Below are 18,401 nucleotides of genomic sequence, written 5' to 3'. Positions count from 1 at the left end.
TATGGCACAATTCAATTTCAATAAATGGAATACTATTATTGGTTGGTTTGCATTTGCAATCGCTTTAATTACTTATACATTAACTGTTGAACCTACGATGAGTTTTTGGGACTGTGGAGAATATATAGCTACAGCCGCTAAACTGGAAGTAGGACACCCTCCCGGAGCTCCTTTATTTCAAATGATGGGGGCTTTCTTTGCCATGTTTGCGACAGATGCACAACATGTAGCGGTAATGGTTAATATGATGTCGGTTTTTTCAAGTGCCTTTACCATTCTATTTATGTTTTGGTCTTCTTCTATGATTTTGAAAAAAATTGTAGCACGTTTTGCCGAAATCGACCAAAACAATTCAATTGTTATTTTAGGAAGTTCTTTTGTTGGAGCTCTTGCCTACACTTTCTCAGACAGTTTTTGGTTTAATGCTGTTGAGGCAGAAGTTTACGCCATGGCCTCTCTTTTAATCGCCTTGCTTTTCTGGCTTGGTTTACGCTGGGAACAGGACATGGACAAACCTAAAGGAAACAAATGGTTATTGATCATTTCTCTTGTTATCGGACTATCGTTTGGAGTTCACTTTATGGCTTTGTTAACCATTCCTTCTATTGGTTTTCTGTACTACTTTAAACATTACGAAAAAGTTACCATCAAAAATTTTCTTATTGCCAATGTTGTTGTAATTGGTGTTCTTCTCTTCATCTTCAAATTGCTTTTACCTTTAACAATGGAAGCCTTTGCTGATACTGAAGTTTTTATGGTAAATAGTTTTGGATTACCATTTAACTCGGGAACGATTTTCGTAACGCTGCTTCTAATTGCCTTCTTCTATTTTGGATTAAAATACACCAAACAAAAAGGATTGATTTTTTACAACACTATTATTCTTTGTGTTCTTTTTATATTTATTGGATTCTCTACCTGGATTATGCTGCCTGTACGTGCCAATGCCAACACCGTAATCAACGAAAACAAACCTTCGGATGCCGCAGAAGTACTGGCGTACTACAATCGTGAACAATATGGAGTAAATCCTCTTTTTTACGGACCTCAGTACACGGAGTATTTCGCAGGTCTTGATGCAAAAAATCCTTATTCAGACAAAGCTCCTAACTACGAAAGAGATTACAAAACAGGCAAATACATCATTACCAATAATTTCAAAAACGCTCAGCAAAACTCTGACGATAACCAAAAAACGATTCTTCCTAGAATGTGGAGCACTGAAATGGGACACATTCAAAACTATATCAACTTTACAACTCCGCCTAACTTCAGAATAAACCCTAATTATGACTACGAGCAGGATTTAGGAAAATACGGAATTGACGCCAGTCAGTTAACCGAAGAAGAATACAACAAAGCTACAGCTCAATTGCGAAATGAAGTTGAAAAAACAATTTCAGAATTCAGAAAAGCTTACGCGCAAAAACAAATTGATAACGAAGGTTATGTGAAATTCTTAAAAAGCTATGGTGATTACCTGATTATCGAAAAACCATCTGCTGTAGACAATTTCAGTTTCATGTTTGAATATCAATTCGGATATATGTACTGGAGATATTTAATGTGGAACTTCGTTGGACGCCAGAGTGATGTTCAGGGAAAATACGATAATATTGACGGAAACTGGATTAGCGGAATCAAAGCCCTTGACTCTTTACACCTTGGCTCACAAGACAATTTACCTTCTGATGTTACCAACAATAAAGGAAGAAATGTTTATTACTTCCTGCCATTTATTCTTGGACTTATCGGATTAATGTACCATGCCAACAAGGACTTAAAAAGTTTTTATGTACTATTGGCTCTATTCTTATTTACCGGAATTGCTTTAAAAATATACCTGAACGAAAGACCTTTTGAGCCTCGTGAAAGAGATTATGCATTAGTAGGATCATTTTATGTGTTTGCCATCTGGATTGGTTTTGGTGTTTATTCACTTTACGAAAGCATTCAAAAATATATTGCCCCTAAAATTGCCGGTCCGGTTATTATTGCTGCAAGTTTACTGGCTGCACCGATTTTAATGGCTTCTCAAAACTGGGACGATCATGACAGATCCGGAAGATATACTGCAGTGGCAATGGCAAAAGCATACCTAAATTCGTGCGATAAAGATGCTATTTTATTTACTATTGGAGACAATGACACCTTCCCGCTTTGGTATGCTCAGGAAATTGAAGGCATCAGAACTGATGTTAAAATCGTAAACACCAGCTTATTTATGACCGATTGGTACATTGATCAAATGAAAGCAAAAGCTTACGAATCTGATCCGTTACCAATATCTTTTACCCATGATGAATATGTGGGAGATAAATTGGATTATGTGGCTCACATCCCTAAAATTGAAACACGCTGGAACATCAAAGATTTTATTGATTTTATTAAAAATCCTAAATCAACTGTAGGCTTACAAAACGGACAAACGATCCATTTCTATCCTACGAACAAAATCAGAGTTCCTATTGACAAAAATGTGATTATCAAAAACAAAGTAGTTAATTCGAAATACAATGACTCTATTGTTCCTTATATGGATATCGACATCAAAGGAAGTGCTTTATACAAAAATCGCTTAATGATGCTGGACATTCTAGCCAACAATAACTGGAAAAGACCTATTTATTTTAGCGGAGGAGCTTTTGACGATGAAGATTACTTATGGTTGAAAAACTATTTGCAATTGGACGGAATGGTTTACAAATTAGTCCCTATTAAAAATGTACCTTCAAAAGACGGAGGACCTATGGATATGGGACAAATGGATGCTGATAAATCGTACGATATTGTAATGAAATGGGACTGGGGTAATAGCAATGGTAATATTTATCACGATCCTGAAACCAGAAGAAACAGCATTACCTACCGTACTAATTTATCCCGTTTAATGGATCAGTTAATTGCTGAAGGCAAAACTGATAAAGCCAAAAAAGTGATCGAACTGGCAATGACAAAAATGCCGGTAGACAAATTCGGTTATTACTCTTTAGTAGAACCTTTTGCAGGAGGATATTACAAAGTGGGAGAAACTGCCAAAGCACATGATTTGCTTAACAAACTGGTTCAGAAATACAAAGAAGAACTAAACTATTATGCCACTCTGACTCCTGGTGATCAAACTGACTTAGCGATTGACATCATTACTGACATCGAACGTTACAGAAGTCTATTACAAGTGATGAAAGAAAACAACGATATCACTTTCTACGAAAAGCACAAAGTAACATTTAATACTTATGTAAATGTTTTCGAACGTTTTGGAAGAGAAAAAGAATAATAAGATACGAAAAACATAGCAATTAAAAAAATGCAGCGCCGCTTGATTAGTAGCGCTGCATTTTTTAATTTTACATATCTGTAAACCAAAACAAAATGAGCTTTTATTGGGTAAAAACAAATTCATTCATCAAAAAGGTGTTTTCTAAGTATTGTTGGGACATTCCAAACAACGAAAAGAAAATATACCTCACCTTTGATGATGGCCCAACTCCCGAGATTACAGACTGGGTCCTTTCTGAATTGAAAAAGTTTGATGCAAAAGCCACTTTCTTCTGTATTGGAAAAAACATAAAAGCAAACCTTTCTTTGTTTGAAAAACTAATCAAAGAAGGTCATTCTATTGGCAACCATACCATGAACCACGTTAATGGCTGGAAAAGCCATACCGATGATTATATTAAAAATGTACAAAATTGTGCTGCTGTTCTGGAAGAGGAAAAAACATGTAACCTTATCTTTCGTCCGCCTTATGGAAAGATCAAAAAAGCACAGTCTAAAATTCTTCGAAAATTAGGATACAAAATCATCATGTGGGACGTTTTAAGCGCTGATTTCGACCAGAGTATCACACCTGAAAAATGTCTTGAAAACGTAACAAAAAATGTAAAATCAGGAAGCGTAATTGTATTTCACGACAGCATAAAAGCCTCGCCAAATTTAAAATTTGCCTTGCCTAAAACCTTACACTTTTTAAAAGAAAATGGGTATACATTTGATATTATTCACTAAATAATATCTTTAAGAAGTAGTATTCTATAAATTAAATCGTTCCTGAACAATTCCTATAATTGTATTCGCATCCAGTTCGCCGGATTGTCTCCAAATCATCTGCCCTTCTTTATAAATCATTAAAGTAGGAAGTCCCTTAATACGCAGTGCTTCTGCTAATTCCTGATTTTTATCCACATCAATTTTGATCACCTTGGCTTTATCGCCAAGTGCAGCCGCAACATCCTTAATTACAGGATGCATTGATACAGATGATTCGTTCCAATCGGTGTAAAAATCAATCAACACTGGAACTTGAGCATTTATAAGTTCTCCAAATTTTGACATAAAACCAAAAATTTAATTCTTTTTTAATCTTTTAAAAAGAGGTAATTATATACAAATGTAGCATTTTTAACGAATTAAGCCACATTGTTCCCCTTTTTTAGTTCAATCACGGTTATTTCGGGCATAATCCCTACACGCCCCGGATATGCGTGAAAACCAAATCCACGATTCACATATACATATCGACTTGCATTTTCATATAAGCCTGCCCATTGTTTATAAATATACTGAGCCAGGCTCCATTTAAAATAACCCGGAATTTCTATTCCAAATTGCATGCCATGTGTGTGACCTGACAAGGTTAAATGAAAATTTTTCGGATGATCTTTAATTACGTATTCCCAGTGTGTCGGATCATGACTCATCACCACTTTAAAATCGTCCTGAAACACATTCTGAGAGGCTTTATCTATATCTCCGTACTTCGCAAAATTCTTCCCCCAGTTTTCCACACCAATCAGTGCAATTTTGTCATCTCCTTTTTGAATGTATCGGTGTTCGTTTAACAGAAGCTCGAATCCAATTTGCCCATAAAGGCCCTTAATTTCTTCAAAATTTTCCTTTTTATCCTTTTCGGAAGGCCAGGTTACATATTCGCCATAGTCATGGTTTCCTAAAACAGAAAACTTCCCGTATTTATAGTTTTTTATTCTCTTAAAAGTCTCCAGCCACGGATGCATTTCTTTAGCATGTGTATTGACAATATCTCCTGTAAACAAAATCAAATCAGATTCCTGAGCATTAATCAGATCAATAGCATAGTTTATTTTATCCGGATTGTCAAAACTTCCGCTGTGAACGTCTGATATCTGAGTAACTTTAAAACCATCAAAAGCATCCGGAAGATCCGGAAAAAAGACAGTTTGCTTGATTACCTTAAAATTGTATTTCCCTTCAAATATTCCATAAATCAAGGAAAGAAAAGGAACTGCTGCTAATCCTAAGGCGATCTGACTGATAAATTTTCTCCTCTCGGGCATCATTTCCTTTTTTGGAACATTATACACGAAGTAATTGACGATGCTTACCCCTATTCTAAAAATATCCTCACCAAACATAAAAAGCGTAAGAACAATTTTTGGCACATAAACCAATAGCATTAATCCTGTTGTAAACATAAATTGTTTCGTTTGTCCAACAGACCGGTCAATTTGCGAAAAAGAATAAATGATAAAAATTAGAATTAGTAAACTTATAACCTGATAACTAATTAAAACCCATCTTAACTTGATTAAGGCCCGAAACGCCTGATAAGAATAGTACTCAATAAACAATAGAAGAGCACAAAGAATTAGAAACTTAAGGATCATTATTTTTAGTTTTAAGCAAAGTAACAAAGAATGAAAATCTTATGACTTTTTATTATCAAAAATTTAACGCTGTTAATGACAAAAAGCTGACAGATTACTCTATCAGCTTTTTTTCTACCAAATTTTTAAAACCTTTTAAAATCCACAACATGTGTTTACCGAAGTAAACTATACCTTTTTATTTTTGTGTTTTTGCTGCTTCCGGTTTAGCGGCTGCTTCTTTTTTCGCTTTTTTATCTGCTTTTTTCTCTTTTTTAGGAGCTTTTGCTTCTTTTACAGGGGCTGATTTTGCTGGAGTTGTTTGAGCGTTCACCATAGCAACTGTTCCTAAAACAGCTACTGCTAACATTACTAATTTTCTCATGATTTTAGTTTTTATGATTATTATTATCTTCATTTATTATACCTCAAAGATATTCTCACAAAATGAAGATAAAATGAAGATTAGGCCTGTCTGAAAAAATTAACTTTTAATTATGTTTTTGCTCTCCGGGAAACAATAATGTAAAGGTGGTTCCTTTATCAATCTCAGACGTGACCTTAATTTCAATATGATGAAAAGAAGCAATACTCTCCGCAATAGCAAGCCCTAACCCCTGTCCTTCCTGATCTGAACTAAGTCTGGCAAATCTGTTGAATATCTGTTCTATTTGAAAATCATTCATCCCAACACCGGAATCGGCAATAGAAATAAAATAGTTATGGTCCTGAAAACCATCCGTAACAATTATACTACCCTGAGGTTTATTGTATTTTATGGCATTCGTTACCAAATTATAAATAAGAATATGAATCAGCGTTTTGTTTCCTGTAAAAACATAATGATGGTTCATTTTATTCCAAAACTGAATTTCTCTGTCGTCGATACGATCCTGTAAGTCTTCCTGCAAATCGGTAACCATTTCATGAAAATTTATATTCTCGTTGGCTTCATATTGATTGTTTTCGATTCTGGAAATCAACAATAAATTATTAATGATTTTTTTCAGCATATCTAATGTTTTCAATGCTCCTGCAATTTTATCAATGGCATTATCATCTAAAGATTCATTTTGCAATAAGTTCTCAAATTTACTTTTGAGCAATGCAATTGGCGTTAACAGCTCGTGGGAAACATTTGATATGAACTGTTTTTCCTTTTTAAAAAGCTCCGCAATACGATCCATCATTTGGTTTAAAACAGAATCGAGTTCTCTAAAATCATGAGACCTGACTTTGATTGGAGTATGATCAAAAGCTTCAGGCTCATTGACCCGCCTTATCTTGGTATCAATAATTTTATAAAAAGGCTTTAATAAGTATTCGATATAAAAAGTATCTGCAAAAAAAGTAATCAATAATATTACCACAAAAACGATAATAATAAAAAAGCGAATGATAAAAGTAAGGTCTTTTACTTCTCCCAAACTGCTTCCAATTTCGAGCTGGTATCCCTGATTTCCGAAGGTAAAATGATACTGCAAGATTCTGTATTCGTTTTCTTCTCCTTCAATAATTCGGTAGTCATTACTAAAAACAGGTTTTTTCTGATCGTGTTTTAAAGAAGATTTTGAGAGCACCAAAAACTCGCTGTGAAGCGTTGAAAACTGTGAATAGGTTTCGGTCGAATCACCTGAATTTTCAATAAAGTCATCGATTTCATTCTGATTCAGATGTTCAATAAACTTCTGCTTCTTTTCGAGCAGCCCGTTATTGATATGTCTGTACACCACATTTTCTACCAAAATAGGCAGCATCAGCCATAAAATAAAAATAACCAACAGTCTTGTCAGCGCATTAAAAATAGCCAATTGATGTTTTATCTTCACAACCTGTATTATTTATTCGTTTATACGATACCCTACATTTCTAACGGTTTCAAACCAATCAATTTCTGTATGCTTGTCTAATTTTTTTCGAAGATTTCTAACATGGACATCAATAAAATTAGAGTCGGAATTGACTTCCAGAATGTCTCCCCAAATATGTTCTGTCAATTGCAGTCTCGTAATTACTCTGTTTTTATTAAGGACTAAATACTGAAAAATATCAAATTCCTTTTTGGTCAGATTAATGGGCGTTTCATTATAACTCACCTTATAATCCTGAAGTTGCAATAAAAAACCATGAATGCTTAAATTATTCAAAGTAAAACCGTGCATCCTACGAATAACCGCAAACAATCGTGCACTAAGCTCTGTGAGAGCAAACGGTTTGGTTAGATAATCATCGGCGCCCAGATGTAAGCCATTTACCCTGTCATCCAGTTCTCCACGGGCTGTAAGCACAATAACTGCCATTTTCGATTTCGTTTTGCGAACTGTTTTCAGTACTTCAAATCCATCTCCGTCAGGCAGACCAAGGTCCAGCAGCATAGCATCATAATCATTACTGTTTACCTCCTCCAGAGCATCACTGCAGTTGTGAACTATTTTACAGATGTAGCCTGCATTACACAGAAAATCATAAACTTCTGCCGCAAGTTCTTTCGTATCTTCAACAATCAAAATATTCATAATTCAACTTTTAAACGCAACTAAATTTAAGCAATTATAAAAAGTATTGTTGCGCATTATTAAAAAAATTAACGAATAAAAAAAAGCCAGTAAATTTCTTTACCGGCTCTCTTCAACCGCATTCTCATAATCATTACTTCTGTTTTGCTCACTGTACAATTTTTTGAAAGCAAAACGAAAACAATTTTCCCTACTTCATTTTAGTTGTTTCTGCTTTTGGAGCTTCGCTTTTTAGCGATTTCATTTTTTTATCGGCTTTGTTTTTGTGATGTTTAGTTGCTTTCACTTCTTTTGCAGGAGCTGTCTGTGCAGGAGCTGTTTGCGCGCTAACCATTACACTTGTTCCTAAAACTGCCACGAGTAACATTACTAGATTTTTCATAACTTTTAATTTAAATTGATTTATCTTTTTTTTGCTTTTATAGTATTATTTTTTTGCTTTTGGATCTTCTGTTTTTGGAGCTGCCGTTTTTGCTGATTTTACTTTTTTATCCGCTTTGTGTTTAGGATGTTTGGTTGCTTTTACTTCTTTGACCGGAGTCGTTTTACTATCTTTAGCCGGAAATGCATGTACCATAACACTGGTTCCTAAAACTGCTACTAATAACATCAATAAATTTCTCATGATTTCTACATTTTTATATTAATACCTTTTATTTTACAGATCAAATTTACCCTCGTAATATGAAGACAAAATGAAGAAAGTAGCCAACCCGGACATTTTAACTTCATATTAACTATCAGGGCTTCTTATTTCCTGTGTTGAAAATAAACAACACCTATTAATGTTAGGAACAACAGAAGCATTGCCCCGTATTCTAAAAAATACTGCTATGCTTCTCTGTCACGATCAACCTGCATTTCTTAAACCGTTCAAACAAATTAATTTTCAGATGGAATCGTTTTTAAAACCCAATTGATTATTTTTACAGACTAATATTTTTTTTATGTCAACTCAAAAACGCCTTTTTCTACTTGATGCTTACGCTTTAATATTTCGTGGCTACTACGCCTTCATAAAAAATCCAAGGATTAACTCTAAAGGAATGGATACGTCGGCGATCATGGGATTCATGAATTCGCTTTTGGATGTTATCAAACGTGAAAAACCGGATCATCTGGCTGTAGCTTTTGATAAAGGTGGAAGTGACTTGCGAAACGAATTATTCCCGGAATACAAAGCCAATCGTGATGTAACACCGGAAGCCATAAAAATTGCAGTTCCTTATATATGTGAATTATTAAAAGCCATGCACATTCCGATTATTGAAGAGTCAGGTTTTGAAGCCGATGATTTAATTGGAACTATCGCCAAACAAGCAGAAAAACAGAATTATAAAGTTTTTATGGTAACTCCCGATAAGGATTTTGCCCAATTGGTTTCTGAGAATATCTTCATGTACAAGCCTGCCCGTATGGGGAATGGGATTGAGATTTGGGGAGTTCCTGAAGTTTTGGCCAAATTCGAAATCGAACGCCCCGAACAGGTGATCGATTTTCTTGGTATGATGGGTGATGCTGCCGATAATATTCCGGGACTTCCGGGAGTTGGCGAGGTAACTGCCAAAAAGCTTCTTAAGGAATTTGGAACAATGGAAAACCTATTAGCGAATACAGACAAGCTGAAAGGAAAAATGAAGGAGAATATTGAGGCCAATAAAGAGAAAGGATTGTTATCTAAAAAACTGGCTACCATTTTATTAGACTGTCCGGTAACTTTTGATGAAAACGATTATGAGTTAACACGTCCCGATATTGAAAAAACCGAAGCTATCTTTCAGGAATTGGAATTCAGACGAATGGCGGAACAATTCGATAATTTGTTTAAAACAGGAGGCGAGAATGAAACAACTTCAGCTCCGGTTTCTGACGCTAAATTGTATAAAAAACCACAGCCTAAAAACGAAGATCAGTTTGATCTCTTTGGAGGAGGCTCCAGCGAGGAAAATACAGAAGCAACCCGAACTTCTTTTTACAATACTTTAGAAAATACCCCTCACTCCTATCAGGCGATTCAGGGTGATCTGGGAATAAAATTACTTTTACAGAATCTGCAAAACCAGACTTCTGTTTGTTTTGATACCGAAACTACCGGTTTAGATGCTTTGCACGCCGAATTGGTTGGTATTGCATTCTCTTACGAAAAAGGAAAAGCTTTTTATGTTCCGTTTCCGGAAAGTCAGGAAGAAGCTCAGGTTTTAATTGAAAAATTCAGACCTTTCTTTGAGAATGAAAACATCGAAAAAATAGGTCAGAATTTAAAATACGATTTAAAAATTCTTTCTAATTATGACATAACTGTAAAAGGAAAACTTTTTGATACCATGATTGCGCACTACCTGATCAATCCGGATATGCGTCATAATATGGATATCTTATCGGAAACTTATTTGAAATATGCTCCTAAACCAATTGAGGAATTGATTGGCAAAAAAGGAAAAAATCAAATTTCAATGCGCGATGTAGCCCTTGAAGACATTAAGGAATATGCCGCCGAAGATGCTGATATCACTTTACAGCTGAAAGAAATTTTCACTACAGAACTAGACAAAACCGAGACTAAAAAACTGTTTGACGAAATTGAGATTCCGCTAGTAAGCGTTTTAGCAGCCATGGAAACAGAAGGAATTCGTCTGGATGTTGAGTTTTTAAAGGCGATGTCAAAAGAAATGGATGTTGAAATCAAATCGCTAGAGCAGAAGATATATGAAACTGCCGGAGAAAAATTCAACCTGGCTTCTCCTAAGCAGCTGGGCGACATTTTGTTTGACAAACTTAAAATTGGCGGAGCAAAACAAAAGAAAACCAAAACCGGTCAGTATGCAACCGGCGAGGAAGTTTTAACTTATTTGGCCAACGACAATCCAATTGTAAAAGAAATTCTGGATTGGCGTCAAATGGTGAAATTACAAAGCACTTACATTCTGGCTTTACCGGAACAGGTGGACAAAAAGACACAACGCGTTCATACGGATTATATGCAGACTGTTGCCGCAACAGGACGTTTGAGTTCTAACAATCCGAATTTACAAAACATCCCGATTCGTACCGAAAGAGGGCGTCAGATTCGTAAAGCTTTTGTCGCACGCGATGAAAACTATACTTTAATCTCTGCCGATTACTCGCAGATAGAATTAAGAATTATTGCCGCTTTAAGCGGAGAAGAAAATATGATTGCCGCTTTTAAAAACGGAGAAGACATTCACAAAGCAACCGCAGCCAAAGTTTTTGATGTGCCTTTAGATGAAGTTTCCCGCGAACAAAGAAGCAATGCCAAAACGGTTAACTTTGGAATTATCTATGGAGTTTCTGCTTTTGGACTGAGCAGTCAGACTTCTCTGTCCCGCAGCGAAAGTGCCGCTTTGATCGAAGCGTATTACAAAACCTACCCGAGACTGAGATCTTATATTTCTGAGCAAATTGAATTTGCACGTGAAAAAGGATATGTGCAGACCATTTTAGGCCGTCGTCGTTATTTGAAAGACATTAACTCGGCAAATGCAGTGGTTAGAAGTGCTGCTGAACGAAATGCTGTAAATGCACCCATTCAGGGAAGCGCTGCCGATGTGATCAAAATCGCGATGATCAACATTCATAAAAAACTAAAAGACGAAAACTGGAAATCTAAAATGCTGCTTCAGGTGCATGATGAGCTTGTGTTTGATGTTCACAATGATGAACTCGAAAAAATTCAGCCTATGATCAAACACGAAATGGAAAACGCCTTTACGATGGCAGTTCCTTTGGAAGTTGAACTTGGAATGGGTAAAGACTGGCTCGCTGCACATTAATAATTTTAGATTTACATGACAGACGATTTTAAGCCACCTATTAAAACCAGAACAACGAAAGAATTACTGGCGATAGCAGGAGCTCCAAAAAAGTGGAATCCTCAGGCATACAAATTGGCAATTGACGAACTCTACAACCGAAAAGTCAATTTTAAATTAATAGATCAGGCTAAATATATAGAAAAGAAAAAGGAAAATCTTGAGGCATTAAAAATTTCCAAAGAAAGTTATAGCATTTTTGACTTTATATTTAATTTAGGAGAAACACTTATAGAAATTATATTCGCTTGGGATTTAGAAAAAGAGGGGTATTTGCGTAAAGCAGAACAACAAAAGAAATTCAGAATACTATTATTTTTTCTAATCTTATTTATTCTTTTACTTTTACTTTAAACATAAAAAAAAACATCCGCCATGGCGGATGTTTTTTATGCTTATTTCTTTCTTGTAGACTCTCGTTCTTTCAGTTTTGTTTTGATGACGATTGTTTCATAATCTGATGTTTCTTCTTCAGATTCCTCCTCTAAACGTTTGATTAACTGTCTGGCTGCAACCTCGCCTATTTCTACTCCATGCTGGCTTACCGTTGTTAAACTTGGCGACAAACGTCTTGAAGCTAAAATTCCATCCGCAAAACCTATAATTGAAATATCTTCGGGAACCTTATATCCTTTTTTCAGACTTACGCGTAAAGCGGCCACTGAATCATTTTCATCCAAAGCAAAAATCGCATCAATTTTATGTTCGAAAATGGCGTCAATTTTAGCTTTCATATCTTCTTCAGAATCGGTACGAAGAATTATATTTTCGTTTACCGGAATATTATTGTCTGCTAATGCTTTTAAGTAACCGTCGGCTCTTAATTTTCCAACACTCAAATTATCTACTGATGAAATCAAAGCAATATTTTTACATCCTAAATCAATTAAATGCTGTGTTGAATTTAAAGCAGAATCAAAATCGTCGACTATTACTTTGTCACATTCTACTCCGTCAGCTATTCTGTCAAACATCACAATAGGTGTTCCATCAGCAATGATCGCCGAAAAGTGACCATAATCTTCCAATTTTTGCGCTTCTTCAGATACTGACAATATAAATCCGTCAATTGTTCCGTTGCTTAACATTTCAAGCGTATGAACTTCTTTTTCCAAAGATTCGTTCGAAATACAAGTAATTACATTATATCCTTTTTTATCGGCTACTTTTTCGATACCACTAAAAACCTTTGCAAAAAAGGAGTTAAGTATATTAGGTATAATTACACCTATTGTTTTGGTTTTACGATTCTTTAAATTCAAACCAATAACATTCGGTTTATAATTTTTGAGTTTGGCATACTCCTTAATCTTCACCTTTGTTTGCTCACTGATCTCCGGGCTATCATTTAATGCCTTAGAAACAGTCGATACAGAAACACCGAGTTCCTTCGCAATTTGCTTTAGAGTTGCTTTAGCTTTCATTTAAAAATAAATTTTATGTAATTAATACAAATATAGTAGAATTACCTAAAATAAAACAAAAAACACGTTATCCTATTTAAAATTTCAGAGTGTTTTTTAAAATTAACTTCTTTTTCAAAACCGCAAGCCTTAAAATTTCGTTAATACCTGAATACATGCTTTTAACCTTTTAAAATCCTTGATTATGAAAAACGAAGTTAAAATTCATGAAGTTGACCCTTCATTGAACAACAGAAGGAGCTTTCTTAAGCTCAGCGGCCTTACATTAGTTGGCGCAGGCCTTCTTATGGCTGGGTGCAGCGATAATGACAATGACGATGATATGGAGGACACTACGCTGCCCGGAATCAGAAATGGAGTTTTTGATTTAGGGTCCGGTGATTTTGGAGTACTGACCTATGCGTATGCTCTGGAACAGCTGGAAGCCGATTTTTATACTAAAGTGGTAAACTCAACAAGCTTTAATGTCACTTTTAATCCTATCGAACGTCAGGTATTAACAGATTTGTATCATCATGAAGTTATTCACAGGGATTTTTTCAAGGCCGCTTTAACCGGAGCGCTTCCTGACCCAAGTTCACAACTGCTTCCCTCCTTGGCTTTTAATTATGGTTCTTTAAATTTCAACAGCCGTACTGAGGTTCTTGCTACAGCAAAAGCTCTTGAAGATACCGGAGTTGCTGCTTATAACGGAGCAGGGAAACTAATTAAAAGTGCTGATTATTTACTTTTGGCCGGAAAAATTGTTTCGGTAGAAGCCAGACACGCCTCAGCTATCAGAAGCTTAATCAATCCTAACTCTAAGGATTTTGCCGGCGATGATATTGTAAACGCAAGCACCGGTTTGGATGTTGCTCAGGATCCTTCAAAAATTCTACCAATTGCAGGAGGCTTCATTACTACAAAATTCACAGCCAAATACTTACCTTAATCTTAACAAGCTAAAACATAGAAATTATGAATATTTTAAAATTTATAGAAACGTTTACTGATGATAGCTTGATGAGAAGCACTGGTTCAAGAAGAGACAGTTTTAATCAGTTTGGAAGTATTGGAAAAACATTAGCCTATGCATCGATCCCTTTCGGATTATCTGCAATGGCCAATAAAGCATTAGCAAAAGACATTACCGCAACTCCTGCAACTCCAATTGGAGCACTACAATTTGCCTTAACTTTAGAATATCTGGAAAACGAATTTTATGCTATGGCATTAGATTCTGGTGTAATTCCGGCATCAGAAAATGGAGGAAGAGATCGAAAAGTTTTTGAACAAATAGCTGCGCATGAGTCTGATCACGTTAAGTTTTTGATTGCAGGACTGGGCGGACCAGCAAGTGCAAACTTTGTTGCCAAACCTACTTTTGACTTTACCGTTGGAGGAGCTTTTGACCCGTTTCATGACTACCCAACCTTTTTAGCACTAGCACAAGCCTTTGAAGATACAGGCGTTAGAGCCTACAAAGGTCAGGCAGCAAATTTAATCACTACACCGGATTTATTAACTGCCGCATTACAAATTCACTCAGTAGAAGCCCGTCATGCTTCTGAAGTACGACGCTTAAGAGGATTAAAAGGATGGATTTCTAACAGTGAGAGAGGTGCAGGAATGCCCGCCGCAACACAAGCTGTCTATGATGGCGAAGGCGTTACTGTACAGGCAGGATTCAACACCGCAGCTGCTTTTGGAGCTGCTGCAGGATCAGAAGCTTATGATGAGCCGCTTAGCACACAACAGGTCGTTGATATTGCAAATATATTTATTGTTTAGTACAAAATAATTCTAAATATTGAACCATCTTTACACTACTTGTGAAGGTGGTTTTTTTTTATGGTTTAAAATCGAAAACTGATGTCCTGATTTTCAGCAGATAAAATATTCTTTTCAGGTATTTGGTTTTAAAATAATTAATTGTACTTTTGCATCCCCTTTATTGGGGATGGAATGTTTAATTAAAATAATATTATGGACGCATTAAGCTACAAAACGGTTTCAGCTAACAAAGCCACTGTAACTAAAGAGTGGATTGTTGTTGACGCTGAAGGTCATAACTTAGGACGTCTTGCTTCAAAGGTTGCAATGATCTTAAGAGGTAAGTACAAACCAAGTTACACACCGCACGTTGACTGTGGAGATAACGTAATTGTTATCAACTCAGAAAAAATTAACCTTACAGGTACAAAAATGAATGACAAAATTTACATGCGTCATACAGGTTACCCAGGAGGACAAAGAACTTTAACTGCTAAAGTATTGCAATCTAAGAATCCTGCATTATTAGTAGAAAAAGCTGTAAAAGGAATGTTACCTAAAAACAAATTAGGAGCTGAACTTTTTAGAAATCTAAATGTTGTTGTAGGTGCTGAGCATACTCACGGAGCTCAAAAACCTAGAACTGTTAACCTAAACGATCTTAAGTAATGGGAGTTATTCACAAAATCGGTAGAAGAAAAACCGCTGTTGCACGTGTATATGTTTCTGAAGGAACAGGAAAAATCACTGTAAACAAAAAAGAATTCGCAACTTACTTTCCAACTGCAACTTTACAATACAAAGTTTTACAACCATTATCTATGACAGAAAATGCTAGTAACTTTGATGTAAAAGTAAACGTTTACGGAGGTGGTTCAACTGGTCAGGCAGAAGCTGTAAGAATGGCATTAGCACGTGTAATGTGTGAAGTGAACATCGAAAACAGAGCTATCTTGAAACCAGAAGGTTTATTAACAAGAGATCCAAGAATGGTTGAACGTAAGAAATTCGGTCAGAAGAAAGCTCGTAAGAGATTCCAATTCTCTAAACGTTAATATTACCTGTCTTGTACATTTGGTACAGGACACTATCAATTATTTATTGAAATTAAAAAACACAGTTGTTGTTGCTCTCCTATCGAGGTAGGAAATAGTTTAGCATCTAAATGGGTTAAGCGATTAAAAAGATTGAAAGATTAAAAAGATTAAAAGATTGAAAAATCTAAAAATCTAAAATCTAAAATCTAAAATCCAAAAAGACACATTGCTAATCAACAGAACGTAAACTAGTACAAAAATGGCAAACAAAATAGAAGTAAAAGAATTACTAGAAGCAGGTGTTCACTTCGGACACATGACTAGAAAATGGGATCCAAACATGGCTCCTTACATTTATATGGAGCGTAATGGTATTCACATTATCAATCTATATAAAACTGCAGCTAAAATTGAAGAAGCTAACGAAGCTTTGAAAAAAATCGCTGCATCAGGTAGAAAAATCTTATTCGTAGCTACCAAAAAACAAGCAAAAGACATCGTTGCTGATAAAGCAAAAGCTGCAAACATGCCTTACATCACTGAAAGATGGCCAGGTGGAATGCTAACTAACTTCGTAACTATCAGAAAGGCAGTTAAAAAAATGTCTTCTATCGATAAAATGAAGAAAGATGGTACTTTCATGACGTTATCTAAAAAAGAGCGTTTGCAAGTTGATCGTTTACGTGCTAAATTAGAGAAAAACTTAGGTTCAATCGCTGATATGTCTAGACTACCTGCAGCATTGTTCGTAGTAGATATCAAAGCTGAACATATCGCAATAAAAGAAGCACAAAAATTAAACATTCCAGTTTTCGCAATGGTTGATACGAATTCTGACCCAAGAGAGGTTGATTACGTAATTCCAGCAAATGATGATGCTTCTAAATCAATTGACAAAATTTTATCTTTAGTGACTACTGCAGTAATCGAAGGTCTTTCTGACAGAGGTTCTGAAAAAGAAGTTGAAGTAGCTGAAGAAGCTGCTCCTGCTGCTGAGGCTGAGGCTGCTCCTGCAACTGAAGAATAAATCAAATTTTAAATTCCAAATTTTAAATTCCAAATTCCAAATACAAAATTAAAAACGTTATGTTGATAATTTAATAAAATTGGAGTTTGGGATTTAGAAGATGGAATTTTTACTTTTAACATTAAAATTCAAAATATTATGGCAACAATTACTGCTGCAGACGTAAATAAATTAAGACAATCTACAGGTGCCGGAATGATGGACTGTAAAAAAGCTTTAGTTGAAGCTGAAGGAGATTTCGATAAAGCTATACAAATCCTTAGAGAAAAAGGACAAAAAGTTGCTGCTAACCGTTCTGACCGTGAGTCTTCTGAAGGAGCTGCTGTTTCTTTTATCAATGCAGACAACACTAAAGGAGCTATCATCACTTTAAACTGTGAAACTGACTTCGTAGGTAAAAATGAAGCTTTCGTAACTTTAGCTAAAGATTTAGTTGAAAAAGCGATCAACTTCTCTTCTAAAGAAGAATTTTTAGCTTCAGATTTCAATGGAATTACTGTTGCTGAAAAATTAATTGAGCAAACTGGTGTTATCGGTGAGAAAATCGAAATCGGTGGTTTTGAAATCTTAGAAGGTGCTTTCGTTGGATCTTATGTTCACGTTAACAAAATTGCTGCTTTAACAGCTATTTCTGCTCCAATCGCTAACGCTGAGACTTTAACAAAAGACGTATCTATGCAAGTTGCCTCTATGGGAGCTGACACATTATCTTACAAAGATTTTGATCCTGCTTTCGTTGAATCTGAACTTGCTGCTCGTATTGCTGTAATCGAAAAAGATAATGAAGAAGCAAAACGTTTAGGAAAAACTTTAAAAAATGTTCCTAAATACATCTCTTTCTCTCAATTAACTGAAGAAGTTATCAAACAAGCGGAAGAAGATGCTAAAGCTGAATTAAAAGCTGAAGGTAAACCAGAACAAATTTGGGATAAAATTATTCCTGGAAAAATTCAACGTTTCATTTCTGACAACACTACTTTAGATCAGGAAAAAGCATTACTAGATCAAAACTTCATCAAAGATGACAGTAAAAAAGTTGGTGATTACGTTAAAGGATTCAACGTTGAGATCACAGGTTTCAAAAGAGTTACTTTAGGTTAATATATTATTTCAATATTTAAAAAGCCCGAATATTAATTTATTCGGGCTTTTTTATGTAATGTTTATTTGTGAAATGTTAGATGTAAA

18 protein-coding genes are annotated in these 18,401 nt (G+C 35.4%); 10 read left to right on the top strand and 8 right to left on the bottom strand.

What is annotated here, in order from left to right:
• Position 1 precedes the first annotated feature (1 nt).
• Both B0A80_RS07890 and B0A80_RS07885 read left to right on the top strand, forming a co-directional pair.
• Positions 2–3,280 (top strand): glycosyltransferase family 117 protein, encoded by a 3,279-nt coding sequence (locus B0A80_RS07890; RefSeq protein WP_089076935.1) that lies wholly within the window; start codon positions 2–4, stop codon positions 3,278–3,280.
• 95 nt (positions 3,281–3,375) lie between these two features.
• Positions 3,376–4,011, top strand: a complete 636-nt coding sequence (locus tag B0A80_RS07885) for a polysaccharide deacetylase family protein (RefSeq protein ID WP_017498140.1) — start codon at positions 3,376–3,378, stop codon at positions 4,009–4,011.
• Between the two features lie 24 nt (positions 4,012–4,035).
• On the opposite strand, the gene B0A80_RS07880 is transcribed toward B0A80_RS07885, so the two are convergent.
• The 7 genes from B0A80_RS07880 to B0A80_RS07850 all read right to left on the bottom strand — a co-directional run bounded on the left by B0A80_RS07880 (position 4,036) and on the right by B0A80_RS07850 (position 8,768).
• Positions 4,036–4,338 carry a thioredoxin family protein gene (locus B0A80_RS07880; protein WP_017498139.1) on the bottom strand — a complete coding sequence of 101 codons (303 nt, stop codon included), beginning with the start codon at positions 4,336–4,338 and terminating at the stop codon, positions 4,036–4,038.
• 74 nt (positions 4,339–4,412) lie between these two features.
• A complete protein-coding gene (locus B0A80_RS07875) occupies positions 4,413–5,648 on the bottom strand; it encodes a metallophosphoesterase (RefSeq protein ID WP_089076934.1) in 1,236 nt (411 codons plus the stop codon).
• Between the two features lie 178 nt (positions 5,649–5,826).
• Entirely contained in the window at positions 5,827–6,012 is a 186-nt protein-coding gene (locus B0A80_RS07870) for a hypothetical protein (protein ID WP_026110152.1), read from the bottom strand.
• Positions 6,013–6,118: 106 nt separating this feature from the next.
• A complete protein-coding gene (locus B0A80_RS07865) occupies positions 6,119–7,456 on the bottom strand; it encodes a sensor histidine kinase (RefSeq protein WP_233430726.1) in 1,338 nt (445 codons plus the stop codon).
• A gap of 12 nt (positions 7,457–7,468) precedes the next feature.
• Positions 7,469–8,143, bottom strand: coding sequence for a response regulator transcription factor (locus B0A80_RS07860; RefSeq protein WP_017498134.1), 675 nt, complete (start codon positions 8,141–8,143; stop codon positions 7,469–7,471).
• Between the two features lie 190 nt (positions 8,144–8,333).
• Positions 8,334–8,525: a hypothetical protein gene (locus tag B0A80_RS07855; RefSeq protein WP_089076932.1), complete on the bottom strand. Its 192-nt coding sequence runs from the start codon at positions 8,523–8,525 to the stop codon at positions 8,334–8,336.
• 45 nt (positions 8,526–8,570) lie between these two features.
• Positions 8,571–8,768: a hypothetical protein gene (locus B0A80_RS07850; protein ID WP_089076931.1), complete on the bottom strand. Its 198-nt coding sequence runs from the start codon at positions 8,766–8,768 to the stop codon at positions 8,571–8,573.
• Positions 8,769–9,090: 322 nt separating this feature from the next.
• Between B0A80_RS07850 and polA the strand changes: the two genes are divergently transcribed.
• Together polA and B0A80_RS07840 are read left to right on the top strand one after the other, a co-directional pair.
• Positions 9,091–11,934 carry a DNA polymerase I gene (polA, locus tag B0A80_RS07845; RefSeq protein ID WP_089076930.1) on the top strand — a complete coding sequence of 948 codons (2,844 nt, stop codon included), beginning with the start codon at positions 9,091–9,093 and terminating at the stop codon, positions 11,932–11,934.
• Between the two features lie 15 nt (positions 11,935–11,949).
• Positions 11,950–12,327: a hypothetical protein gene (locus B0A80_RS07840; protein WP_089076929.1), complete on the top strand. Its 378-nt coding sequence runs from the start codon at positions 11,950–11,952 to the stop codon at positions 12,325–12,327.
• Between the two features lie 41 nt (positions 12,328–12,368).
• Here B0A80_RS07840 and B0A80_RS07835 read toward each other — a convergent pair whose 3' ends face one another.
• Complete coding sequence (locus B0A80_RS07835; RefSeq protein WP_017497943.1) at positions 12,369–13,397, bottom strand: LacI family DNA-binding transcriptional regulator; 1,029 nt, start codon at positions 13,395–13,397, stop codon at positions 12,369–12,371.
• A 184-nt stretch (positions 13,398–13,581) separates the two neighbouring features.
• Here B0A80_RS07835 and B0A80_RS07830 point away from each other — a divergent pair, with 184 nt between their 5' ends.
• From B0A80_RS07830 to tsf, 6 genes are all read left to right on the top strand, one after another.
• Complete coding sequence (locus B0A80_RS07830) at positions 13,582–14,328, top strand: ferritin-like domain-containing protein (protein ID WP_017497944.1); 747 nt, start codon at positions 13,582–13,584, stop codon at positions 14,326–14,328.
• A gap of 26 nt (positions 14,329–14,354) precedes the next feature.
• Positions 14,355–15,167, top strand: a complete 813-nt coding sequence (locus tag B0A80_RS07825) for a ferritin-like domain-containing protein (RefSeq protein ID WP_089076928.1) — start codon at positions 14,355–14,357, stop codon at positions 15,165–15,167.
• A 195-nt stretch (positions 15,168–15,362) separates the two neighbouring features.
• The gene (gene rplM / locus B0A80_RS07820; RefSeq protein WP_017497946.1) at positions 15,363–15,818 is read left to right on the top strand and encodes a 50S ribosomal protein L13; all 456 of its coding nucleotides are present in this window, start codon (positions 15,363–15,365) and stop codon (positions 15,816–15,818) included.
• Positions 15,818–16,204 (top strand): 30S ribosomal protein S9, encoded by a 387-nt coding sequence (rpsI, locus tag B0A80_RS07815; RefSeq protein ID WP_017497947.1) that lies wholly within the window; start codon positions 15,818–15,820, stop codon positions 16,202–16,204. The genes rplM and rpsI overlap by 1 nt, the downstream gene beginning before the upstream one ends.
• Positions 16,205–16,445: 241 nt before the next feature.
• Positions 16,446–17,213: a 30S ribosomal protein S2 gene (rpsB, locus tag B0A80_RS07810; protein WP_017497948.1), complete on the top strand. Its 768-nt coding sequence runs from the start codon at positions 16,446–16,448 to the stop codon at positions 17,211–17,213.
• A gap of 138 nt (positions 17,214–17,351) precedes the next feature.
• On the top strand, positions 17,352–18,314 hold the full coding sequence (gene tsf, locus B0A80_RS07805) for a translation elongation factor Ts (RefSeq protein ID WP_017497950.1): 963 nt from the start codon (positions 17,352–17,354) through the stop codon (positions 18,312–18,314).
• Positions 18,315–18,401: the final 87 nt, after the last annotated feature.

It is taken from the genome of Flavobacterium tructae, assembly GCF_002217475.1.
In the GTDB taxonomy this organism is placed as follows: Bacteria; Bacteroidota; Bacteroidia; order Flavobacteriales; family Flavobacteriaceae; genus Flavobacterium; species Flavobacterium tructae.
Note: the sequence above shows the minus strand (reverse complement) of the source record. Positions and strands in the feature narration are given on the sequence as shown.